Source organism: Acidicapsa acidisoli (assembly GCF_025685625.1).
GTDB lineage: Bacteria > Acidobacteriota > Terriglobia > Terriglobales > Acidobacteriaceae > Acidicapsa > Acidicapsa acidisoli.
The window spans coordinates 1,564,154-1,585,732 of sequence record NZ_JAGSYI010000001.1 but is presented as its reverse complement, the minus strand read 5'-3'; the positions used below and the strand labels follow the sequence as shown (position 1 = coordinate 1,585,732).

The 21,579-nt window shown below is 59.0% G+C and carries 22 protein-coding genes; 10 read left to right on the top strand and 12 right to left on the bottom strand.

Features of this window, described 5'->3' with window-relative positions; genetic code table 11:
* Window positions 1-4 precede the first annotated feature (4 nt).
* From pyrR to OHL23_RS06370, 3 genes are all read right to left on the bottom strand, one after another.
* Window positions 5-580, bottom strand: coding sequence for a bifunctional pyr operon transcriptional regulator/uracil phosphoribosyltransferase PyrR (gene pyrR, locus OHL23_RS06380; protein WP_263350953.1), 576 nt, complete (start codon window positions 578-580; stop codon window positions 5-7).
* Between the two features lie 100 nt (window positions 581-680).
* Window positions 681-1,259, bottom strand: coding sequence for a hypothetical protein (locus OHL23_RS06375; protein WP_263350952.1), 579 nt, complete (start codon window positions 1,257-1,259; stop codon window positions 681-683).
* A 232-nt stretch (window positions 1,260-1,491) separates the two neighbouring features.
* The gene (locus OHL23_RS06370; protein ID WP_263350951.1) at window positions 1,492-2,124 is read right to left on the bottom strand and encodes a hypothetical protein; all 633 of its coding nucleotides are present in this window, start codon (window positions 2,122-2,124) and stop codon (window positions 1,492-1,494) included.
* Between the two features lie 175 nt (window positions 2,125-2,299).
* Between OHL23_RS06370 and OHL23_RS06365 the strand changes: the two genes are divergently transcribed.
* Window positions 2,300-4,267 (top strand): DUF6600 domain-containing protein, encoded by a 1,968-nt coding sequence (locus OHL23_RS06365; protein ID WP_263350950.1) that lies wholly within the window; start codon window positions 2,300-2,302, stop codon window positions 4,265-4,267.
* 102 nt (window positions 4,268-4,369) lie between these two features.
* On the opposite strand, the gene OHL23_RS06360 is transcribed toward OHL23_RS06365, so the two are convergent.
* Window positions 4,370-4,834, bottom strand: coding sequence for a hypothetical protein (locus OHL23_RS06360; RefSeq protein ID WP_263350949.1), 465 nt, complete (start codon window positions 4,832-4,834; stop codon window positions 4,370-4,372).
* Between the two features lie 196 nt (window positions 4,835-5,030).
* Here OHL23_RS06360 and OHL23_RS06355 point away from each other — a divergent pair, with 196 nt between their 5' ends.
* The 4 genes from OHL23_RS06355 (at window position 5,031) to OHL23_RS06340 (ending at window position 7,740) form a co-directional block, all read left to right on the top strand.
* Complete coding sequence (locus tag OHL23_RS06355; protein WP_263350948.1) at window positions 5,031-5,732, top strand: RNA polymerase sigma factor; 702 nt, start codon at window positions 5,031-5,033, stop codon at window positions 5,730-5,732.
* Window positions 5,729-6,124, top strand: coding sequence for a hypothetical protein (locus OHL23_RS06350; RefSeq protein ID WP_263350947.1), 396 nt, complete (start codon window positions 5,729-5,731; stop codon window positions 6,122-6,124). The genes OHL23_RS06355 and OHL23_RS06350 overlap by 4 nt, the downstream gene beginning before the upstream one ends.
* Window positions 6,125-6,179: 55 nt before the next feature.
* Window positions 6,180-6,599 carry a RidA family protein gene (locus tag OHL23_RS06345; RefSeq protein WP_263350946.1) on the top strand — a complete coding sequence of 140 codons (420 nt, stop codon included), beginning with the start codon at window positions 6,180-6,182 and terminating at the stop codon, window positions 6,597-6,599.
* A gap of 331 nt (window positions 6,600-6,930) precedes the next feature.
* Window positions 6,931-7,740, top strand: coding sequence for a DUF4145 domain-containing protein (locus OHL23_RS06340; RefSeq protein ID WP_263350945.1), 810 nt, complete (start codon window positions 6,931-6,933; stop codon window positions 7,738-7,740).
* Between the two features lie 16 nt (window positions 7,741-7,756).
* Here OHL23_RS06340 and OHL23_RS06335 read toward each other — a convergent pair whose 3' ends face one another.
* Window positions 7,757-8,776, bottom strand: a complete 1,020-nt coding sequence (locus OHL23_RS06335; protein ID WP_263350944.1) for a carbohydrate kinase family protein — start codon at window positions 8,774-8,776, stop codon at window positions 7,757-7,759.
* A 72-nt stretch (window positions 8,777-8,848) separates the two neighbouring features.
* Window positions 8,849-9,424: a cupin gene (locus OHL23_RS06330; protein WP_263350943.1), complete on the bottom strand. Its 576-nt coding sequence runs from the start codon at window positions 9,422-9,424 to the stop codon at window positions 8,849-8,851.
* Window positions 9,425-9,596: 172 nt separating this feature from the next.
* Here OHL23_RS06330 and OHL23_RS06325 point away from each other — a divergent pair, with 172 nt between their 5' ends.
* On the top strand, window positions 9,597-11,792 hold the full coding sequence (locus OHL23_RS06325; RefSeq protein WP_263350942.1) for a S9 family peptidase: 2,196 nt from the start codon (window positions 9,597-9,599) through the stop codon (window positions 11,790-11,792).
* Between the two features lie 30 nt (window positions 11,793-11,822).
* On the opposite strand, the gene OHL23_RS06320 is transcribed toward OHL23_RS06325, so the two are convergent.
* A complete protein-coding gene (locus tag OHL23_RS06320; protein WP_263350941.1) occupies window positions 11,823-12,812 on the bottom strand; it encodes an NAD(P)-dependent alcohol dehydrogenase in 990 nt (329 codons plus the stop codon).
* A 158-nt stretch (window positions 12,813-12,970) separates the two neighbouring features.
* Here OHL23_RS06320 and OHL23_RS06315 point away from each other — a divergent pair, with 158 nt between their 5' ends.
* The gene (locus OHL23_RS06315; RefSeq protein ID WP_263350940.1) at window positions 12,971-13,279 is read left to right on the top strand and encodes a PadR family transcriptional regulator; all 309 of its coding nucleotides are present in this window, start codon (window positions 12,971-12,973) and stop codon (window positions 13,277-13,279) included.
* Entirely contained in the window at window positions 13,279-13,824 is a 546-nt protein-coding gene (locus OHL23_RS06310; RefSeq protein WP_263350939.1) for a hypothetical protein, read from the top strand. Before OHL23_RS06315 ends, OHL23_RS06310 begins: the two co-directional genes overlap by 1 nt.
* 23 nt (window positions 13,825-13,847) lie before the next feature.
* On the opposite strand, the gene OHL23_RS06305 is transcribed toward OHL23_RS06310, so the two are convergent.
* From OHL23_RS06305 to dnaB, 4 genes are all read right to left on the bottom strand, one after another.
* The gene (locus OHL23_RS06305; protein ID WP_263350938.1) at window positions 13,848-14,300 is read right to left on the bottom strand and encodes a hypothetical protein; all 453 of its coding nucleotides are present in this window, start codon (window positions 14,298-14,300) and stop codon (window positions 13,848-13,850) included.
* On the bottom strand, window positions 14,278-14,880 hold the full coding sequence (locus tag OHL23_RS06300; protein WP_263350937.1) for a nucleotidyltransferase: 603 nt from the start codon (window positions 14,878-14,880) through the stop codon (window positions 14,278-14,280). The genes OHL23_RS06305 and OHL23_RS06300 overlap by 23 nt, the downstream gene beginning before the upstream one ends.
* A gap of 142 nt (window positions 14,881-15,022) precedes the next feature.
* A complete protein-coding gene (locus tag OHL23_RS06295) occupies window positions 15,023-15,952 on the bottom strand; it encodes an STM4504/CBY_0614 family protein (protein WP_263350936.1) in 930 nt (309 codons plus the stop codon).
* Between the two features lie 117 nt (window positions 15,953-16,069).
* Window positions 16,070-17,476 carry a replicative DNA helicase gene (gene dnaB / locus OHL23_RS06290; protein ID WP_263350935.1) on the bottom strand — a complete coding sequence of 469 codons (1,407 nt, stop codon included), beginning with the start codon at window positions 17,474-17,476 and terminating at the stop codon, window positions 16,070-16,072.
* 115 nt (window positions 17,477-17,591) lie between these two features.
* Between dnaB and OHL23_RS06285 the strand changes: the two genes are divergently transcribed.
* The gene (locus OHL23_RS06285; RefSeq protein WP_263350934.1) at window positions 17,592-18,182 is read left to right on the top strand and encodes a nuclear transport factor 2 family protein; all 591 of its coding nucleotides are present in this window, start codon (window positions 17,592-17,594) and stop codon (window positions 18,180-18,182) included.
* Window positions 18,183-18,228: 46 nt separating this feature from the next.
* Window positions 18,229-19,518 (top strand): cytochrome c3 family protein, encoded by a 1,290-nt coding sequence (locus OHL23_RS06280; RefSeq protein WP_263350933.1) that lies wholly within the window; start codon window positions 18,229-18,231, stop codon window positions 19,516-19,518.
* A gap of 28 nt (window positions 19,519-19,546) precedes the next feature.
* Here OHL23_RS06280 and mnmG read toward each other — a convergent pair whose 3' ends face one another.
* The gene (mnmG, locus tag OHL23_RS06275; RefSeq protein ID WP_263350932.1) at window positions 19,547-21,577 is read right to left on the bottom strand and encodes a tRNA uridine-5-carboxymethylaminomethyl(34) synthesis enzyme MnmG; all 2,031 of its coding nucleotides are present in this window, start codon (window positions 21,575-21,577) and stop codon (window positions 19,547-19,549) included.
* Between the last annotated feature and the right edge of the window lie 2 nt (window positions 21,578-21,579).

Below are 21,579 nucleotides of genomic sequence, written 5' to 3'. Positions count from 1 at the left end.
CGTTTTAGTCGACTTTCTCCACAAGCAGCACCTGTTCGTCGTGATCGACTTCGCGAAATTTCACCTCGATAATCTCGCGGCTGCTGGTAGGTACGTGCTTGCCGATGTACGTGGCTTCAATGGGTAGTTCGCGGTGTCCCCGGTCGATGAGCACAGCCAGTTGCACCCGGCGGGGACGGCCATGGGCGAAGAGCGCGTCCAGTGCGGCGCGGATCGTGCGGCCCGTGTACAGCACGTCGTCGCACAGAATCACATCGCGGTCGTTCACATCCAGACCCAATTCGCCTTCGCGGACCACAGGGCGCACACCGTGCGTGCTCAGATCGTCGCGGTAGAACTGAATATCGAGTACGCCGGTCTGCACCGGATGCTTTACGATGCCGCCAATCAGAGTTGCAAGCCGCTCTGCCAGCGGTACGCCGCGGCGCTTGATTCCGACAAGAGCCAGGCCTTCGCTGGCATTGGTTTTTTCGACAATCTGATGGGCCAGGCGTACCAGCGTCCTCTCGATCTCTGACGCGGACATCAAACGGCCTTTTTCGCGCAGTACTGGTTGCTTTGTTTCCGGTGTTTCGCTCATAAACTCTCTCGTTCCGATGCGGGCTTCGATCTATTGTATGGCCTCGCGTTCAGGCGCGGTGCGGCCACTCATTCGGCGAGCGGGCCTGTCACCCAGGCCGTCACGATGGCCGCCGAGGCTGGGCCAGCCATCGCGCCCCCAGCGCTCCGCCGATCATGGCAAAAAGAACCAGAAATACCGCCCCGGCCAGAAATGTCGACAGCGCGATTCCCGCGCGTCCCTCCGCGGAAAGCATCAGTGCGCGTGAAAACTGCGTGGACTCAGCTGCCTGGGCACTGGTCATGCCCATCTGGGCCACCATCTGCTGGCTCGCCTGCAGGCTGGTCTCGACTTCGTTCTGCCATAGCGAATCCATCTGGCCGCCCTGGTGCAGGACGAATCGAGCCAACCAGAGCGAGACGCCATTGACACTCAGCGTTAACCAACTGGCGAGGAGTCCCGTAACGAGACCAATTCGAACGCCGGTCCCCGTGGGAAGCCAACCTGAACTGGTTCGTTTGGAGTAGAGGCTGACCGCCCACGCAGCCGCTGCTGCTATCCAGAGCACCCCAAGGGATTGCCCGACCGGTATCAGCCCGGAACAAAGCACGGCGGCGGGAACAGCCAACATGAGGGCAGCTTTGAGGGCAGGACGCCAGGCGATACCATCCGCCATACCGGCGCGGCCACTCGTCGCCACACCTCGATTCTGGGCAGAATCATCACCCTGCAGGACCGTCGGCGATTCGCCGTCGACATATGTCAGCTGGGGTAATCCGCACACAGGACAGTATCTGTCCGTCTCGCGGAGCGTTTCGTGGCATCGTTGGCAGGTGGCTTCCAAATCCGTTTCTATCGACCAGTCCCATCCCTGAAGCTATACCCTCAGGCCAAAACACCGCAATCCGTGGGCGATTTGGCCCAACTTCCGGCTACTGCTGTTTATCGTCGTCATTATCCAGATTGGCAGGCAAATCCAACGCCACCAGGGCGAACCGGGTCTTGCCCGCCTTGGCGTCCTCGAATCCCACAATATGCTGATGACGCTTTGAGCCGGCCTTCAACTGGAAGTCCTGCCGGAAGTCGTTATCGTCGAATTTGACCTTACTATTCTTGCCATTGTCCGAACAGGTCAACCCTTCGTGGGTCACAGTGGGGGTTCCGATCGGACTGTTTCCGTGGCAGGTAATCACATCTCCGAAGCGCGTCAGTGCTTTCTTATAAAAGGCGGCGACTTTTTCCTGGCTGTCCGGCGTGCTGTATGAGACTGCCTTCACTCGCAATTGCCACTCGCCGAAACCCAGATGGACGTCCGCGGATTTGTGCTTGTCGTCGTCGGTAACCGGCTCTGCTCCAGGATAAAGAGGCAGCCCGAGATCGGCAGCAGAGGTCTGATCGGTATTCACGTGTACCCCGCCAAACGGAGTATCCACCTGGACCTTCTTCTCCTTGCCATTTGCATCTTTATCTACATTTACGCGGCATCCGGCAAGGCCAACCGACGCCGCCAGCGCTGCTCCAATGGCCGCGAGGCCGAAAAATTTTCTGAAATTCCGGGGTTCCATACTTTCCACCTCATCAGGGACTTACGCCAAATGCGGACTGTCCGTTCCACCAAATGTACCCTGTGCGCACATCTTTTTGCATGTTTCCGGGTTAGGGAGCAGTAGTATCCAGGTATCGATTCGCAACAACAGAACAGGCAGCACGAATGCCAATCTGAAGGAACGACATATGTACGTGAACCACTTTTCCCTTGCTCAGACTCTGCTCCTAGCCGGCGCGCTTGCCGGAATGGCGCTCGTTGCTACTCCGTCGCGTGCACAAAACGATCCCCCGATGGGATCAGCCCGTCTCGCTCATCTTGGAGGAAATGTCTCAATCCAACCCTATGGTGTCGATGATTGGGGACAAGCCTATTCCAACATGCCAGCCTCTGCGGGTGACCGCATCTTCACCGACCAGAGCGGTATGGGCGAGCTACAGGCAGCCCAGATACGCGCCTATTTCGGCGCCAACTCCGACTTGACCCTGGTCAATCTCGACTACATATCCGTGAATCTCGGCGTGGGGCAGGGCTCCTTCAACATCTTCAGTGATGGGTTTGAGCCCGGTCACGGATTCTCCGTCCAGACCCCGAACGGCGCAATCACGGTAGCAACCAGGGCCGGGTTTCGCGTGGACGTCTATCCCGATCAGCAGACCACCATCATCACCAACTATCCCAACGAGAGCGTGCTCACGCTCAATGGCGGTGGCGGCTTCTATATGACTTTGCCGCCAGGGCAATCGATCCAGCTCACCGGCACCAACCCCGTCTACGCACAACCATTGCAACCAGCGGAACCGGACGGTTTTGAGCACTGGAGCAGCGCCCTCGAAACGCACCGCTTCAATTCCATCTCGGCCCGCTACGTAAGCCCGGAGATGCCAGGCTATGACGAACTCGATGCTGCCGGAGATTGGCAGCCGGAATCCGACTACGGTCCCATCTGGTTCCCGCGTGTCGAGGCCGGCTGGGCTCCATATCATTACGGGCACTGGGTCCACATTCCGTTCTTCGGCTGGTCGTGGGTTGCCGATGAACCCTGGGGCGCCGCGCCATTCCACTATGGCCGCTGGGTTGTGGTCGGCGGACGCTGGGGTTGGATTCCCGGCCCGCGCGAAGGGCATCCCGTTTGGTCTCCCGCGCAGGTAGTCTTTGCTGGAGGCGTCTCATTCGGCGGCGGCGGAGTATCCGTCTGGTTCCCGCTCGGCCCGGGAGAGCCCTACAAGCCCTGGTATCCGTGCAGCCCCCAATACGTCGATCGGATCAACATCACCAACATCCATGAGTCGCGGGTCGTTCACGTGCAGACCACCTACGTCAACGTCGTGAACGTAACCAATGTGACGAACATTACTTACGTCAACCGCACAGTTGGCGTAACCGCCATGCGGCAGGAGGATTTTGCCGCGGGCAAATCGACAAGAGCAGTAGCCGCTGTCAAGATCGAACCGCAACAACTGGCTCATATCCAGCCGGCTGCACCGGCTGCCCAGCCCCCCGCGCGGCCCGTTATTCTGCACCCGATAGCCAAGCCAGCCGCCGCGCCGCAGCAGCGTCCCGTGCTGATCAATAACAAGGGGCAGCAGGCGGTTGCCGCTCCCAATGCCAAGCCAGTGGCCGTTCCTGTGAAAGCCGTGCCACCGGCTCCGAAGCCGATCCCTGGGCACGCTGCAATCGGAACGCCAACTGTAGGCGGCAAACCGGTTGCGCCCGCCGCGCCGGTTGCAGCCAAACCAGCGCCACCGGCAGCCAAGTCCCCCGCACCGGCAGCTGCGCCTGAAAGGGGAACGGCTCCGCCCGTCAAACCGGCACCTACGCCAGCAATCAAACCCGAACCGGCAGCTCCTACCGCAAAGGCTCCGGCTCCGCCCACGGTCAGACCGCCAGCGCCGGCAGCCGCTGCGCCTCTAAAGGAAACGCCGTCGGCAAAGGCACCGGCTCCGGCTGCGCCTGAAAAGGCAACGGCTCCGCTCGCGAAGCCGACACCGGCGCCAACAACCAAACCTGCGCCGGCAGCCAAACCAGTGCCAGCCGCTCCGGAAACAAAGCCTGCTCCTACAACAGGGGCTAAACCTGCTCCAACGGCTAACAACGCCAAGAAGAAGCCGGAACCAGCGAAGAAAGACGAGAAGAAAGAAGAGGAAAAGAAACCGGAATAGCGGATTCTCTTCAATTCCTTTCACAGAAAAGCCCCGTATCACCGGTCATTCCAGACCCGGCTGTACGGGGCTTTACGCCAGGATGAAGCCGTTCCAGCGGCTTTACCGGTCAGAAGGCTTGGGTAGCATGAACAGGCCATAAATGAGCAGCGGCAGTCCGATAAAAACCATAATCGCTCCGACAAGATACGGCGAGTCGTGGCCGCCAAGACTGTACAAAAAGATGCCCAATCCCACTCCAATACCGATATTGACCATCCCTCCGACAATAAACCCCTCGCGGCTCTTGCCCCGCTGACTGCGCTCTCGCTCCTGCCGGATACGCTCCTCTTCCCGCATCATCTCGATTACATATTTGCCCCCCTCGCCCGGGATCTCCGCAATTCGCCGCAATGACTCGGCCTTGTAATACGCCTCTCGCTCCTTGCGTCGCGCCTCCGTCCACACAGCAATCGAAACGAACGTAAATACCGAAATCATCAATACGCTCAGGAAGAGAAACAGCGCTCCCCCCGCAACCGCGCGATAGTCTTCCGTCAACAACATACTCAGACCGCTTGATACCATGGCTTCCTCCTGGCTGGGTGTCTCCCATTGCGACCTGTACGACAGAGGGCCGGCAATTGCGGTTGCATTTTCTTGGGCTGAGGCGGTCGATCCTGCTTGTAGCGTAGTCAGCCAAGATAATGCAACCAACCTCGAGTACGCTTGGTCCCACCCACAGTAATGTTGTGCGTCATCCTGGGGGAAGGAGCCATCGGGAGTGAATCTGAATCCCATCGCCGCAGATCCTCACCGGCCCGACTCCGGAGTCGCCCGGCGGTCGCTCCACTCCTTGATCGAAGGCTCCGCATCCTCGCACTCCTCCGAGAATGTCGCAATGGATGTCGCAGCCGTGGAACGCGTACTGGCTGGGGATGTCAAAGCCTTTGCGGCAATCGTAGAACGCTGGCAGGGACCGCTGATCAACATGGCGTGGCGTTACTGTCATGATTGGGTGCGCGCGGAAGAGATGGCTCAAGAGGCATTCCTTCGCATCTGGCGCGGGCTTGGCAAATGGCGGCGCGAGGGTAGCTTTTCGACCTGGCTCTTCTCCGTCGCAGCCAATGTTTACCGCACCGAACTGAAACGTATCCCGCCAGTCAGCCTCTCCTACGATCAACTCCCGGAGCGTTCCCAACCCTTTCACGCATTCGTCCAGGACGCCGAGTTGGACGGCGCAGCCAGGGATGAAGCGGTGCGACGCGCCGTCTTTGCACTGCCGGTCAAGTACCGGGAGCCTTTGATCTTGTACTACTTTCATGAAATGGACCTGACGGCGGCTTCGGCGACCATGGGACTTCCCGAAGGTACGATGAAGGCAAGGCTTTCGAGGGCGAGAGAGATGCTCCGGCAGCGCTTCCCGCAACTGCGAGAGCAGACGGCAGGATCAGGCGCCCGACCGGAGAACGGAGGAAAGCGATGAATTCGATGAATCAGCAAGATAATCTGGACAAAATCCTGCTTACGCAGGACACTCTTTTGCCATCCTCTGGCTTCGCGCAATCCGTCCTGGACGCGATCCAACAGGAGTCCGCCGCCCCTGCGCCCCTCCCATTCCCGTGGAAGTTCGCGTTGCCTGGACTCGCGCTGCTGTTCATCGCTTGCGTAGCGGGACTCTGGTTCCTGTATACAGCCCTTCGAACCACCAGCCTGCCCTCGTCAATCGCGATAGACCTCCCAGCTTGGCTCCCGTCGAATGCTGTGAATGCAACGCTTCTGCGCACCCAGGCAGTGCCTGCCTTGCTGGCAATCGCCGGCTCCTGGGGCTGCGTATGGCTTTGCCGCCGGCTCACCGGGATGCGCTCTGCGCGATAGGCGCACAACCAGCCCACGTATCGCCGTCACGGACACCAGCCGATACAATGTGTTCATGAGCCAAGCGCCTGAAAGCACGACCCGAAGCATCGTCGCAACCAACGAAGCCCCGCGAGCCATCGGCCCCTATTCCCAGGGCGTGCGCGCGGGAAACCTGCTCTTCACTTCCGGCCAGATCGCGCTCGACCCCGAGACACAGCAGGTTGTCACCGGAGGCATCGCCGAGCAGACAACCCAGGTCTTCGCCAATCTCAAGGCAATTCTCGAGGCCGGCGGCAGCAGCTTCTCGCAAGTCGTCAAAGCCACCGTCTTCCTCAAGAACTTCGACGACTTCGCGGCCATGAACGCCATCTACGCCGACCATCTCGCCGCCGCAGGCTCCCAGCCGCCAGCCCGCACCACAGTTGAAGTCTCCCGCCTGCCCAAGGACGTGCTCGTCGAAATCGATCTCGTAGCCATCGTCACCGCCGATTGAGCGCCGGTCACAGACGCTCTGGCGCGCCTGTCCCGTTTCCGGTCCCTTCTCAGAGCATTCCCCAGTGGGGAAAACGATCTTTCTTGCGTACGAATTTCGAGTAGTTGGGGCCCGAAATCGCCCCTACACTGAGGCATGAGCTTCGGACCGAGCGTTCGCGAGACAATCAAAGCAGAAACAGGATTGCTGTATCCGGAGGCACGGATCTCGACGGACTTTTTCGCCAAGAAAAAGTCCTCTTCGCCAAATTTGTCGAGGCCACATCTTTCCTGTTTCTGCTTCAGCACGCGTTGGAGCGCAGAGGGGAATCTCATCGGCGAGCGATCCGGCCATGGCGATTGAGATTGATCGTCTGAGAGAGCTGCTCCTGAAGATGGCCGACGAGAACGCCCCGGGACGGGAGTTCTCCGCAGCCATCGCGGATCTGGCGCGCACGGGCCGCTTCGCCAACCTCGGGCAGGTTCTCCCACCCGTAGTCTATGACGAGCTCTGGGACCGCTATCAGCGCGATCCCGTCGGATTCATCGAGCAGTGGGAGAATCTTGCGCACGAGATGCAGCATGGTTTCATCCAGCATGCGCGCCAACGACTCACCTCTCTCACCCGGCTGCAGCAGGCGGACAGCCGATTTACTCCAGCATGGAAGTCGATCCAGCGCGCCCTCGATTCCCGGCAGAATGACCTGCTGCGCGCCGCCGTAGCTGCGGAATTCCTCGACCTGGTCGAGCCGGCCGTGGCACGCGCCACGCACTTGCGCGAATGCGTCGTCGCCTCAGCCTCATCGGAGGAAGCCGACCGGTATCTGGATGAAGCGACACGCTGTTATTTCTTTGCCCTCTTTACCGCCTGCGCCGTCATGTGCCGATCGGTCTTGGAGGAAGCGATCAAGCAGAAGCTTCCCGATGAACTGCGCAGGCTGATTCGTTCCCGCTACCGGAACACGCCGACGCTCGGCAATCTACTGCATGAAATCAACAACAACCTGCTTGCGACCGGCATTGCCCCGGATTTCCCACGCCTGGCCAATCAGGTCAACGACGTAGGAAAGAAGGCTGTCCATCAGGGACTGCTGTCAGAAGATGAAGCGCGCGGATGCCTGCAAAATGCCCGGGAAGCCCTGCAAATGCTGTTGCAACGATAGAACCTCGTCGCAGTTTTTAGCGGCGCGCAGCCGCATACGGCGCCGGATCGAGCACAGAATCCGCGAGCTTTTTGGAAATGCTCACAGGATATGCGCCGTGGAATGCCGAATCGTGCCGGATACCAGTTGCCATGAGAGTTTCGATCTCGCCTGTCGTCGCGATTCCACCCCTCGCACCGGCCGCAGTGCAGTTCAGCGCGGCGGCCGCGCACGCAAAATCGAGCTGGCGATCAAGAGACCAGCCTTGCAAGAGCCCGTAGATAAACCCGGCATGGAAGATGTCTCCAGCGCCGGTGGTGTCGACCACAGGCACACAATACGCGGGCGTGTGGTGGAAGCGCTCTCCATCCCAGGCCAGCACGCCATCCTGCCCCAGCGTCGCGGCGGCAAGAATGGAGCCATGGCGCTCCCGCATGCCGCGCAGCGCGGTCTCAAGATCGGCCTCATCCATCAACCGGCAGGGAAAATCACGGCTGACGATGAGATAGTCGATTTTTTCGAGCAGGACTTCAACGCCGGGATAGAGCTCGTCGAGGTCGGCAACGACAGGTATGCCGGCCTCGCGAGCCCAGCCAGCGGCGAGTATCGCAGCGGCGGTGTCGTGGCCATCCACGTGAAGCGCACGGGCCCGCACAATCCAATCACGCGTCAGTTCCTCCGGTTGCAGAACAAGCCGGTCATCGCGCCGATTGAGCACCGTCCGCTCGCCCGAACCCTCCACCAGAATCAACGACTGCGGGCTGACGCCTCCGGGCACAGTCACAATCCGCGTTTCGACTCCCTCGCGGTCAAAAGCCGCGTGGTGCAAGGCCGCAGCAGCATCATCGCCGAGCTTGCCGACATACCGTGTGCGCAGGCCCCAGTGCTGGCATGCCACGACCGTGGAGGCGACCTGGCCGCCCGGTAGGATCGTTTCCGAGCGATATTCCATCTTGGAGCCACGTTCGGGATAGCTTGCCAGGGGAATCAGCGTGTCGGTGGCGTTCAGTCCAACGCCAACCAGATCCACCAGGCCAATCGGAGACGATTCGGTCATCTCTTCACTATAAATGGGCACATTCGCTACCAGACTCGTTTCCAATCGAACCCCTATCTGATCAGATCTCATCTACGCGACGCGCCAATGCTTCATCAGCGGACCGCCAACTCCGCTGACCGGATCCGACTGCGGAAAGACGACCTTGCGCATCCGTTCCAGGGCCGCCTCATCCGGAGCACTGCGGCAGACATCCCAGGTTTCGCCCGTCGGATAAGCGCCAATCACAAGAAAATCAGGACTCGCCTCAAGCCGACAGTGTCCTGTGCCGGCTGGCAACAGGGCAACATCGCCGGTCTTGACGACCAGTTCATGGCCGCCTTCGCCGCCAAGCACCAATCGGCCCCAGCCACGCGCAAACCCCAGTACTTCGTGCGCCGTCGAGTGGTAGTGGTGAAAGTCGTAGACGCCGTTGCGCCATTGCGGAGGCCAGCCGTTCCGCTCGAAAGCAGCCTCCATCGCGGAGGCCATATCGCTGCTCGGCGCGAAAGCGCCACGGTACAGCAGCACGGGCAGCACTTCGTTGTTTGGCATCCAGCCATTACGCGAAAGGCGCAGGACTTCCGGAGCGCTTTCTGCCGCAAATGCACGAGTTCCCATCCCGGCACCCGCCATCGCCAGCAATGTATTAAATCGTCTTCGATCCATTGAAACTCCTCCCGATGGGCAACGCTCCGAACTCACCAGCATTCGATGCGTCCAATGCCACGCCGGAACCAAAAGTCTCTGGACAATTCGCAGGGCGAATGAAAGCATCCCTAAATACGAATTTAGATACGCACGCCGAACGAATGCTGATATGAACCAGGGAGAATCGGACTTGCTTCGAATTGTGTCCCGCCGCGTTTTGATGGTTGCCCTCAACCTCTGTCTCGTTCCCGGATCTTTGGCTTGCGCACAGAGTCCCGCCACCGGCGGCTTTACTTTGCCGCAGGTTCTCAGCGCACCCTTCCCTACGGAATTGCGTTCTGCGCCCGCTCTCGGACGGATCAGCTGGCTCTCCAATACGGAAGGCCGACGCAATCTGTGGATCGCGGAGCAGCTTCAAGGCAAGTTCAGCGCGCGCCAGCTTACGCATTACTCCGCCGACGACGGCGTCGACCTGGGCGAAGTGGCATGGTCGCCCGACGCGCAGCAGATCGCCTACGTTCGCGGCGGCGACTTTGAAGCGCCCGCAAAGCCCGGCGCAAACCCCGCGCTGTTGCCCGAGGGGATCGACCAGAACATCTGGCTCATTTCCCTGAAATCCGGCGCTGCAACCGAGCCAGTCAAGATCGCCGCCGGGCGTTCTCCTGTTTTTACTCACGCAGGCGACGCCCTGATCTATCTCTCCAGCGGTCAGCTCTGGAGCGTCCAGCTCGCATCGGACACGAAACCGGGCAAATCCAAAGCAGCGCCAGCCACAGCCGAACAGCCAAAGCCAGGGCAGTTGCTGCACACGCGCGGCAACATCGGCTCGCTCAGGCTTTCGCCCGACGGATCGCTCCTTGCCTTCGTGAGCAAACGCGACGACCACAGCTTCATCGGCGTCTACGATCTGCGAGCCAAATCGCTGATCTATCTTGACCCAAGCACGGACGACGACATCGCTCCCGCATGGTCGCCCGAGAGCGACCAGATCGCCTACATCCGCACCGCGACCGGGAACGACGACTACGAATTCGCCCCCAGCCGCACGGCCGCGCTGCCCTGGTCGATCCGGATCGCCGACCCCAAGACTGGCCGCAGCCGCGAACTCTGGAAGGCAGCCGCCGGACAGGGCAGCGTCTTTCGTCCGCTCGCCTCTTCCGATCAGCTTTTCTGGACCGCAGGCAACCGCATCGTCTTTCCCAGCGAGCTTGACGGCTGGCTGCACCTCTACGCTCTCCCTGTCTCCGGCGGCATACCTGCGCTGGCCACTCCCAGCGAGTTTGAGGTCGAGCACGTGGCTCTCAGCGAGGACCGCAAGACTCTGGTTTACTCTTCGAACCAGGACGACATCGACCGCAGACATATCTGGAAACTCTCTCTTTCCGACTCGAATCCAGACTCGGGCATCGCCAAACCAATCGCGATCACCAGCGGCGATGGCATTGAAGTGGAGCCTGTAGTCGCCAGCGATGACAAGACAGTTTTCCTCCTTCGCTCCGACGCTCGCCTGCCGCTCCGCGTAGCTTCCGTTACGGAATCCGGCACACTCGCCGATCTCGACCCTCAAGCGATCCCGAAAGACTTTCCCGCCAGCCAACTCGTCGTCCCGCAGCAGGTAATCCTGTCTTCCGCCGACGGCATGATGATTCACGGACAGCTCTTCCTCCCGCCTGCAGGTAGCGAAGGCAAGCATCCCGCACTGGTCTTCTTCCACGGCGGCTCGCGGCGGCAGATGCTGCTCGGCTGGCATTACATGCAGTACTACAACAACTCCTACGGAATGAATCAATATCTGGCCAGCAAAGGCTACGTAGTGCTTTCAGTGAACTACCGCAGCGGCATCGGCTATGGGCTCAACTTTCGCGAGGCGCTCAACTACGGAGCCGCGGGCGCGAGCGAGTTCAACGACGTCCTCGGCGCGGGTCTATACCTGCGCAGCCGCTCCGATGTCGATCCCGCGCGCATCGGCTCCTGGGGCGGCAGCTATGGAGGCTATCTGACGGCGCTGGCACTCGCCCGCGCTTCTGATCTCTTCGCAGCCGGAGTGGATTTCCACGGCGTTCACGACTGGAACATCGAACTAGGCAACTGGAACACGGCCTTCGATCCCAACGCCGACCCCAATCGCGCACGTGTCGCTTATGAGTCCTCGCCAGTCGCTTCTGTCTCGACATGGCGCTCGCCGGTGCTCCTGATTCACGGCGACGATGACCGCAACGTGCAGTTTTCGCAGACACCCAAGCTGGCCGGGATGCTGCGCAAGCAAAACGTGCACATCGAGGAACTCATCTTCCCCGATGAAATTCACGACTTCCTCCTGCATCGGGACTGGCTGAAAGCCTACGACGCCGAAACGGATTTCTTTGCGCGCTATCTCAAGCCTTGAGAGAAACTGCGTATTCAACAAGCGGAACAGCTAAATACCGATGCAGTCATCCACAGTAATAAGAACCTTTCCGCGCGCATGGCCTTCTTCCAGATACCGAAGAGCCTCGGCCGTGTCGCATAGAGGGTAACGTCGATCGATAATGGGAACGACCGTTCCCGTTTCGAGCATCTCGGTCAGAATCCTCAGATCGCTCTGGTTCATCTTTGCGAAGACACCGCACGTTTTCTTGCTCCCCAGCAGGTTGAGGACAGGCGCCACAAACATATCCAGGAACACACCCTGAAAACTCGGCTTGCCTCCGGCCTTGACACAGATCCCATCCGCACTCAACGCGCGCCTGTAGTCGAAAATCGAATGAAACGCGTTCGCCGCAAGTATCAGATCGTAACGTTTTCCGTTCCGCGTAAAGTCTTCTTGCGTGTAGTCGATCACGTAGTCCGCGCCAATCGACAATGCGGTATCCATCTTCGCTGTGCTGCATACCGCTGTGACTTCAGCCCCAAATGATTTGGCGATCTGGACGGCAAACGTCCCAACGCCTCCAGAAGCTCCATCCACCAGAACCTTTTGTCCTTTTCTGATCTGCCCCTTATCCCGAAGCCCCTGCAGGGCGGTGATGGCGGCCACCGGCATTGAAGCCGCGTCTTCAAAAGAAACACTGGCTGACTTCATGGCAAGTTGGTCTTCCGGAGCGCAGACATATTCGGCAAATGCACCGCCCTGAAAGCCCTTGGCTCCGAAGACCTCGTCGCCGGGCCGGAACTGCCTTACATCTTTGCCGACCGCTTCTACGCGCCCCGCGAAATCCGAACCGAGAAATTGGCTCTTAGGCTTGAACAGACCCATAAAAAGGCGCACGAAGAATGGATCGGCCCTCATAATGCGCCAGTCCAGAGGATTGGCAGAAGCCGTGCAAATCTTTATCAGAACCTCATTGTCCGCAGGGACGGGGGTGCGTATCTGCCGGAAGCGCAGCAGATCCGGTGGCCCGTATTGCGTGAATACGATCGCATTCATAACCATGCTCGCTGACAGCAACAACCATACTCCAGTTGCCTCGCGCTGCGACTCTCAAAAATGAGGTATGCGCGGCCAACTCCGGCTCGGTTCAGCGTCAACCGAAAATCCAGAAATAGCAGTTGACAGACAAACTCTACATATGTAGAGTTTGTCGCATGAAACTGAAGCTCTCCCCGCAAACCCTGCTGATCCTCGAAGCGTTTCTCGATCATCCAGCCGAATGGAAGTACGGCTACGACCTCAGCCGTTCGACCGGGCTGAAGTCGGGCACCCTCTATCCGATCCTGATGCGGCTCGCCGACCGCAAGCTGTTGGAGACAGCGTGGGAGGCAAGTGAGATGGGTAAGCCGCCACGGCATATGTACCGGTTTACTCCGGAAGGGATGCAGTTCGCCCGCGAGCGGCGCGAGTCGCGCATGGCGGGCTCTGTCGGCGTGCCAGTTTTGAATGAGGCGCGAGGCTAGTGGGCGCAGCACGCACCCTCGCCGCAAAGCTGCTGCAGGCCATGCTGCGGTACGCGCCGGAGGAAAAACGCGCCTGGGTTGAGGCGATGCTGCGCGAGCTGGACTTCATCGAAGGCGAGTGGCCCGCGCTGTTCTGGGCCTTGGGATGCACAACTGCGATCTTCCGGGAGTGCCTGCGCGGATGGGGTGAGTGGCTTCGGAGGCAAATCGCAAATCTCTTGGGAATCCGACCAATTCAGGAGGAAAACAAAATGAACTCGACAGGAAAAAAGACGTTGGGAGTTTTGTCAGGAATCGGAATGGCTCTGGCGTTGGGAGTCGTCGCTTTTCTTCTGCGCAACGTGATCGCCGATGCGCTTCTGGCAGTCGGCATTCCGCGCACCATGTGGAGCCACATTTTTTCGGTGATCGTACCGACCGAGGTGATTGTGGTGGTAGCCGCGATCCTGTTGTGGCGACGCAATCGAGCGCCGGTGGCTGTCGGACTGCTGGTGCCGGCCCTTCTGATGGGCGCTCACGTCGTGGTTTTCCTTGTCAGCCGCTAACTTGGTGCTGCTCACGAATCGGCCTACTTTGGCCCATTGATCAACTCTGGGTGGTTCTGGCGTAGCCAGGTTGTTACCATCTGCTGGAGTTCGTGGGCGACCTGAATTGCCTGGTCCAATTCATTGTGCGAAACGTTGCCGGCTGCATCGTAGCTGGTTGCGTTTCTCTTTTTCGACAGAACTCTTAATTTGTGGATGAGCCTGGAGTCGGCTTGAATCGTCAGCTCCAGAGACTCGATGGTCTTCTGATGGTGGCCTTGCTGGACTGCGGTACGGTAGCCGCAAGCTCGCAACGCTGCGTTGGAACAGGTACGAGCGGCACTGAAGGCGGCTTCGAATCGACGGTCGTCTGAAATTGCTTCGACGCTGGCGTCGCCAAGGTCACGGCTCACGATTCCGAGTAGATCGCGGATTTCTTCCGGGCTGGTTGGTTCGGCTTTGAGCCAGCCATATTCAGCCCACTTTGCGAGAGTCATCTTCTGCTCCGATCAGGAACACTTTTTCGCTGCGCATAACTGATCTGAGGAAGTGGTTGCCGCTTTGAAGCTTGGATTCGAACTCTTTTGACGAATATATGGTTGGATTGATAGTACGTCCTATCAGCGGTTCGACCGAAGCTAATTGCGCAAGGGTTTCATCGAGAGTTACGTCCCCGACAATCATCAGGTCGACGTCGCTCTCAGCGTTCTCGCTGCGGCTGGCGACCGAGCCATACACAAATGCCTGCGAGATTCGCTGTGCGAGCGGCGCGAGAGCGGAACTCAGCAGTTGGAAGACACCTACGGTCTTTGCAACCAATGCGTGGATTTCGGCAAAGACCGGATGGTTGCGATTGGCCTGATGGTAGACCTGATGGCCAGACGTTGAACGCACGATCAGGCCAACCTGTGACAGAGCCTCCAACTCGCGCTGGACGGAGCCGACGCTTATGCTGGTCTCTCTGGCGATCTGGCGGACAAAGAATAGCTGATCAGGATGGCCGAAGAGGAGCCGCAGTATGCGTCCTCTGGTCTGTCCAAATAGCAACTCGCCGAGTGGGCTTGATTCCGTTCTCATTTCGAGAACAATTGTACTCTTTTTGAGAACAATTGTAGAGAATGGCCAATTTGGGGTTCCTGCTGCACATGAATGAGTGCCCAGGTCTCAAAAGCGATACCTGGGGGCAGGCTCCAAAGATTTTTAGAAATTTGAATTCTATCTATCCCATTGCTTTATAGGCGTCGACCAAGAACACAATCGTAGCGGCAGTCTCATGTAGGAGATACTCGGCATAAAACTGCGGCACGCTTACGGCCAGTTCGCCCTGCCCATGGCCCCCCATCTTGTTTCGAATTGTCGGAATAGCGGTCGCAAGTGCTCCTTTGATCGCTCCGAGGTGGCTCTCCATAAAAGAAGGAAAGAGCCCGTTGTCCACACAGATGTCAATCAGGGGCTTTGCAGTATCTGTAGGCTTACATTCCCACTTTCTGCGATTACAGATGGTCTTCAGCGTACTTTCGAATGCCTTTAGGCACTCGCTTAAACATTCTTTCTGATTGCCTTGGCGATAATGCTCGTGAGCCTTCCTATATTCATCGTTGGCGCCCTCAAATCCCTCCTCATGTAGCAAACGTAGCGCCGGTAGAATGGCTTCCTGATGCAAATGGTCATTGTCTCGTTTAATGAGTTGAGGAGTTTCGCCGCCCAGAAACGTGTAGCCGACCTGATGCTCCAAAAAGCGTCTATTTAGATCGTTAATAGCTTCGTCCATTGACACCGTTACACAGAATGCCTGTCGCCACTGCCAATCCCCGTTCCTCTCTAAAGCGTAGTTAAATGCAGTCTCTATTAAATCTAGTGCCTCTTCGTCAGTTGCATCATCTCTGAAAAACTCCATGATGGCGGCGTCATCTCCGCGAAGGGGATTGCCAATATTGAAGACGCCCAGCTCCTCGGCCATCTTTTGTCGAAGCTCCCGATAGGCGCGGTTCTTTCCGACATAGTCGCGCTGCTCGGCCCCTAAACACCTTGCCAAAATATGGCAAATCTGCGACCGCAGGGCTCTCGGCAAGTGGTCATAGATGAAAACATCTGAAACTTGGCCTTTGAGCTTTCGTTGACGTAGAGAGAACTTTTCCTTTATCCCCATGCAAATACTCCGAAGACGAAGTAAGATATCTTGATTGAGCGGCTTCTGCCTTACAACTAACTAAGATTCTGGCCACTCGCTATCTGACCAGTGGATCATTAAGAACGGGACTGCGCACTAGCCGCCATCTCCGTGCACAGTATCCAGATTCTCAAACCGCGTGTATTGACTCAGGAACGCTAAGTCAACCGTGCCCGTCGGGCCATTTCTTTGTTTGGCGATGATGATTTCGGCTTTGTTTTTATCTTCGGGGTTTTCTTCTTTGTCGCGGTTGTAGTAACTCTCGCGGTGGATGAATGTAACTACGTCAGCGTCCTGCTCGATTGATCCTGACTCGCGAAGATCGCTCAGCAGCGGCTTCTTGTCGTCGCCGCGGCGCTCGCTGTTACGCGATAGCTGGGAGAGCGCGATGACAGGGACATCCATCTCTTTGGCAAGGGCTTTGAGACCGCGCGAGATGGCGGAGACTTCCTGCGTGCGGTTTTCGAATTTCTTGCCGCCCTGGCTGGGCAGGCTGGCCGACATGAGCTGGAGGTAGTCGACTACGATCAGGTCGATCTTGCCGCCGTTGGCCTGCTTGAGGCGGCGGGTTTTGGCGCGCATTTCGGCGAGCGAGATGCCCGGCGTGTCGTCGATGAAGACCTTGGACTCAACCAGTTGTTCGAGCGCGTGGCTGAGCTTGGCCTGATCTTCGCGGCCGAGGAAGCCGGTTTGCAGCTTGCGCTGGTCGACCCATGCCTGCGAGGCCAGCATACGGCGAAGCAGCGCTTCCTTGGACATTTCGAGCGAGAAGACGGCGACGACGGCTCCGCCCTGCACGGCGGCGTTTTGCGCGATGTTGATGGCCCACGCAGTTTTGCCCATCGACGGGCGGGCGGCGATGATGATGAGCTCGCCTTTTTGCAGACCCGAGGTCATCTTGTCGAACTCGGTGAAGTGAGTAGCGAGACCAGTGACTTCGCGGGCCTGGCTGTAGAGGTTGTCGATGCTGCCGAAAGACCCGGCGACGATCTCTTCGAGGCTCGCGAGACCCTTGGTGATGCTCTTTTCGCCGACCACCATGAGCTGCGATTCGGCTGCGTTGAGAACGTCGAGCGCAGTCTCGCTCTGGTCTGCGGCGCGGGCGATAGCGGCCGAGCAGATGAGCATGAGCTGGCGCAGGAGGCTCTTGTCCTTGACGATGCGGATGTACTCTTCGATGACCGGGCGGCGCGGTAGCCCTTCGGTGAGCGAGGAGAGATAGGCGACGCCGCCGACGGACTCGATTTCCTTGTACTTGGCCAGTTGGTTAGCCAGGGTAACGAGGTCGATGGCGTGACCTTCGCCGCCGAGCTCGGTCATGCGCAGGTAGATGCGCTGGTGCGAGTCCAGGGAGAAATCTTCGGGGGTGAGCCGTTCTTCCGCCTCGGAGATGGCGGAGTTCTCGAGCAGGATGGCGCCGAGGATCATTTTTTCGGCGGAGACATTGGATGGAAGGCCGGAATCTGATGCGAAACCGGGGGCGAAGCTGGATGGTGCGGCCATTTCTAGAGTGTACGGAATGGGCGGCGTGTGGAAAGTGTGGATGAGGGTGCATAACCGGGTACGAAAAGTTGGCTCACCTGCGGCGTTCTATCATGGTCTATAGGGGTAATCGTTTATGAAATCCGCCATTTTTGCCGCTTTTGCTGTCCTTTCGCTGTCTTCCAGCGCTGCATTTTCCCAGACTCCGGCTGCCGCTGGGTCAGCTACTTCGGCCACCTCGGCGGAGTCGCCTGAGATTCGAGAGCTGCAGAAGATTGAGGACTCCTGGGACAATGCGTTGAACCAGCGCGATCAGTATGGCCTGGAGCTGGTGCTATCGCCTTTGTTTGTCAACGTTTCCGCGAATGGCGACATCACTACCCGCAACCAGCAGGTGGTCTCCCTGATCAACCAGGAAGACAAGACGGCGACAACCGATGCGCGGGTAATCACGGTGCGCATGTTGGGCGATGTGGCCGTGGCCAACGGAACGTATACCTATACCCACAAGCTCAACGGCAACATGGTCGAGGAAAAGGGCGTCTTCACACACGTCTTCCAGCGCCAGCACGGAAACTGGGTCTGCCTGAACGCTCAGCGCACGCTACTGCGCGAAGAAGCGCCGGGAAAGAAGGCATCCAAGGCGAAAACGAAGTCCGACGCAGAGCTGCCGTTCCACATTCCGCTGTTCTCGAAAAGCGACAAGAGCAACAGTTCCAACCAGTAGCTCCTTGCAACTTAGACCTAATGCCAGAATCGGCAGACGAGGTGTCTTGATCGCCTTGGCTGCCGAGATTGCCGGCGGAGTGGATATGCAATTGCGCATGAGGGAAGCGTTCAAGACTGCGGGATTTGTGTTTGTCGCGCTGGGGCTTTACTGTTCAGCGCTGGCCCTGCAAAGACCCGCCCGGGACGACAAAGAAGTTGAGGCTAAGGCCCAGTTCGTGGGCTCGGAAAAATGTGCGGGCTGCCACGCCAAGGCTTATGCGGGGTGGAAGGGAACGCGCATGGCGAATGTGGTACGCGACCCGCATCAGCATCCCGAAGCGGTGCTCGGCGACTTCGCCCATCCCGATCCGGTCCGGTCATTTGGCCTCGATGAGGTTGCGTTTGTCTACGGCAGCCGCTGGAAGCAGCGCTATTTCACAAAACGCGGCGAGGATTATTTTCCGTTGCCGGCTCAGTGGGATGTGAAGAAGGCTAAGTGGCTTCCCTACCATGTGGAAGAGGGCACAGACTGGTGGGTTCCGCACTACGGTCCCAGCAACTTTGATCGTCCGACGGGACCGACGTGCGACGGCTGCCACTCGGTGAACTACAACATTGAAACGAAGCAGGTAACAGAATGGAATGTGGGCTGCGAAAAGTGCCACGGACCCGGAAGTCTGCACGTTGCTCATCCGACCAAGGCGAATATCGTCAATCCCCGCGCATTGGATTCTGTGCGCGGCAACGATACCTGCATCCAGTGCCATAGCCAGGGGCAGCCGCTGGCGAATCCAATTGCGGGAAAATACTACGATTGGCCGGTAGGCTATCTGCCCGGACAGCGTCTGGCCGATGTATGGAAGCTGGAGGAGGTTAAACCGGGAACTACAAACTTCTTCCAGTTTGCCGATCTTACTGCACATAAGAATCGGATGCAGGGCAATGATTTTGTGCAGAGCAACATGTATCACCGTGAACTGCGCTGCTTCGACTGCCACGATGTGCATAGCAGCAAGAACACGGCGAGTCTGAAGCTACCCGGAAACGAACTCTGTCTCTCGTGCCACACACAGGACAACCCGGCTGGCCTGAAGGGCACAGTGAGCGAACACACGCATCACGCCGCAGGCAGCGCGGGCAGCCAATGCGTCGCCTGCCATATGCCTAAGATCGAGCAGACGATCAAGGATAACTTCGTGAGCGCGCACACGTTCCGTTTTATTACTCCTGCGCAGACGGAACAGTCCGGGATTCCGAATCCATGCACGTCGTGCCACACGGACAAATCGACTGGTTGGGCGAAGAATGAGTTGAAAAGCTGGACCACGACTTCTCCGTGGCGTGTAGCCCAGTAGTCAGCGCGGAACAAAGGGAAGCTGGACCTTATGCCACGCCTTGTTTCTCTTGTCGCTCGCCGGGCGCATCGCTCTGTTGTTTGCCTTGGATTCGAATTGACACGTGCACCAGCCCCAGCGCGGCAGGCGTCACGCCCGGGATGCGGCTGGCCTGACCGATGGTCTGCGGGCGGACGCGGCCCAGCTTCTCCTGCATTTCGCGGGAGAGGCCGCTGATGGTGGTGTAGTTGAGCCACTCCGGGATGCGGACGTTTTCGGCTTCCTTGAGCTTCAGGATGGCTTTCTTTTGCTGCTCCAGGTATCCGGCGAACTTGATTTCGGTTTCGACGGCGCGGGCTTCGTTGCGCGGAACGGAGGCGAGGCGCTCACCATCGACTTCGATCAGGCCGACCAGGAGCGGGTCCCGATGGAGTTCGGATGCGAGCGCCTTTAGCAGCTGTTCAATCTGGATTTCGGGCCGCTTGAGGAGTTGCGCCCACGTCTGGCCGGTTACTGCACTCAGGTCCAGTCCTTCGGCGGCAATTGCCAGTCCGTCTGAATCGACTTTCTTTGTCGCGAGAAGCTGCGCCAGCGCAACCATGCGCGCCTGCTTCTGTTCGTATTCCGTCCAGGCTTCGTCGCCGATCAGGCCGAGCTTGCGGCCATAGGGAGTCAGGCGGCGGTCGGCGTTGTCGATGCGCAGATGCAGGCGGAACTCGGCGCGTGAGGTGAACATCCGATAGGGCTCGTTGGTGCCCTTGGAGATGAGGTCGTCGATGAGGATGCCGGTATACCCCTCCGTGCGGTCGAGGGTAAATGGTGGCTCGCCCTTGAGCTTGAGCGCGGCATTGATGCCAGCCATGATGCCCTGGCAGGCGGCTTCCTCATATCCACTCGTGCCGTTGATCTGGCCGGCTAAGTACAGGCCCTCCATGGACTTAATCTTCAGCGCGCGGTCGAGTTCGGTGGCGTCGACGGAGTCGTATTCGATGGCGTAGCCGGGGCGGAGCATCTCGGCGTTTTCTAGGCCGGGGATGCTGCGGACAATCCGGAACTGCACCTCCATAGGAAGCGAAGTGGACATGCCGTTGACGTAGACTTCGTGGGTGTTGAGGCCCTCGGGTTCGAGGAAGAACTGGTGCTGCGTCTTCTCGGGAAACTTGACGATCTTGTCTTCGATGGACGGACAATAGCGCGGGCCGATACCCTCGATCTGACCGGAATACATGGCTGAACGGCCCACATTGTCGCGGATGATCTGGAGTGTTTCGGGCGTGGTGTAAGCGATGTGACAGCTTATCTGCGGCTGGACAATTTTCGTCGTCCGGAAGCTGAAGGGCGTCGGGTCGGCGTCGCCGGGCTGCTCTTCAAACGCCTCCCAGCGGATGGTGCGTCCGTCGAGGCGCGGCGGCGTGCCGGTCTTGAGGCGGGTGGTGCGCAGGCCGAGACGGCGCAGGGCTTCGCCGAGCAGGACTGACGCGGGCTCACCGCTGCGGCCGGCGGGGTAGCGCTCTTCGCCGCAGTGGATGAGGCCATTGAGGAAAGTGCCGGTGGTGATGATGGTGGCTCCGGCAAGGAGTTGGCGGCCATCGCGCAGCTTCAGGCCGAGCACCCGGCGTCGAGGCAACAAATCTGGGTGCCCCACCCTTGCCGCGTCGTTTGCGGCAGGGGCGGGATCGCCGATTTCTTCGATCACCAGATCGACAGCTTCAGCCTGCTTGATGTGCAGATTCGACTGATTCTCCAGCACTTCGCGCATCTTTACGCGGTAGAGCTGCTTGTCGCACTGGGCGCGCGGGCTCCAGACGGCAGGGCCGCGCGAGGTGTTAAGCAGGCGAAACTGGATGCCGACCGCATCTGCGACTTCGCCCATGACGCCACCGAGGGCGTCCACTTCGCGCACCAGATGGCCCTTGGCGATGCCGCCGATTGCGGGATTACAGGACATCTGCGCGATCAGGTCGAGGTTCATGGTGATGATCGCCGTCTTCAGGCCCATGCGCGCCGCGGCCATGGCCGCTTCGCAGCCCGCGTGGCCCGCGCCGACTACGGCCACATCGAATTGTTCGGTGAAGCTCATCG

What these genes read in the sequence shown, in the direction of transcription:
- OHL23_RS06285 (WP_263350934.1), top strand. Translation starts at nt 17,592, where the DNA reads ATGAAATCCGCCATTTTTGCCGCTTTTGCTGTCCTTTCGCTGTCTTCC.
- OHL23_RS06305 (WP_263350938.1), bottom strand. Translation starts at nt 14,300, where the DNA reads ATGACTCTCGCAAAGTGGGCTGAATATGGCTGGCTCAAAGCCGAACCA.
- OHL23_RS06295 (WP_263350936.1), bottom strand. Translation starts at nt 15,952, where the DNA reads ATGGGGATAAAGGAAAAGTTCTCTCTACGTCAACGAAAGCTCAAAGGC.
- OHL23_RS06350 (WP_263350947.1), top strand. Translation starts at nt 5,729, where the DNA reads ATGAATTCGATGAATCAGCAAGATAATCTGGACAAAATCCTGCTTACG.
- pyrR (WP_263350953.1), bottom strand. Translation starts at nt 580, where the DNA reads ATGAGCGAAACACCGGAAACAAAGCAACCAGTACTGCGCGAAAAAGGC.
- OHL23_RS06345 (WP_263350946.1), top strand. Translation starts at nt 6,180, where the DNA reads ATGAGCCAAGCGCCTGAAAGCACGACCCGAAGCATCGTCGCAACCAAC.
- mnmG (WP_263350932.1), bottom strand. Translation starts at nt 21,577, where the DNA reads ATGAGCTTCACCGAACAATTCGATGTGGCCGTAGTCGGCGCGGGCCAC.
- OHL23_RS06360 (WP_263350949.1), bottom strand. Translation starts at nt 4,834, where the DNA reads ATGGTATCAAGCGGTCTGAGTATGTTGTTGACGGAAGACTATCGCGCG.
- OHL23_RS06320 (WP_263350941.1), bottom strand. Translation starts at nt 12,812, where the DNA reads ATGAATGCGATCGTATTCACGCAATACGGGCCACCGGATCTGCTGCGC.
- OHL23_RS06335 (WP_263350944.1), bottom strand. Translation starts at nt 8,776, where the DNA reads ATGACCGAATCGTCTCCGATTGGCCTGGTGGATCTGGTTGGCGTTGGA.
- OHL23_RS06315 (WP_263350940.1), top strand. Translation starts at nt 12,971, where the DNA reads ATGAAACTGAAGCTCTCCCCGCAAACCCTGCTGATCCTCGAAGCGTTT.
- dnaB (WP_263350935.1), bottom strand. Translation starts at nt 17,476, where the DNA reads ATGGCCGCACCATCCAGCTTCGCCCCCGGTTTCGCATCAGATTCCGGC.
- OHL23_RS06330 (WP_263350943.1), bottom strand. Translation starts at nt 9,424, where the DNA reads ATGGATCGAAGACGATTTAATACATTGCTGGCGATGGCGGGTGCCGGG.
- OHL23_RS06340 (WP_263350945.1), top strand. Translation starts at nt 6,931, where the DNA reads ATGGCGATTGAGATTGATCGTCTGAGAGAGCTGCTCCTGAAGATGGCC.
- OHL23_RS06370 (WP_263350951.1), bottom strand. Translation starts at nt 2,124, where the DNA reads ATGGAACCCCGGAATTTCAGAAAATTTTTCGGCCTCGCGGCCATTGGA.
- OHL23_RS06300 (WP_263350937.1), bottom strand. Translation starts at nt 14,880, where the DNA reads ATGAGAACGGAATCAAGCCCACTCGGCGAGTTGCTATTTGGACAGACC.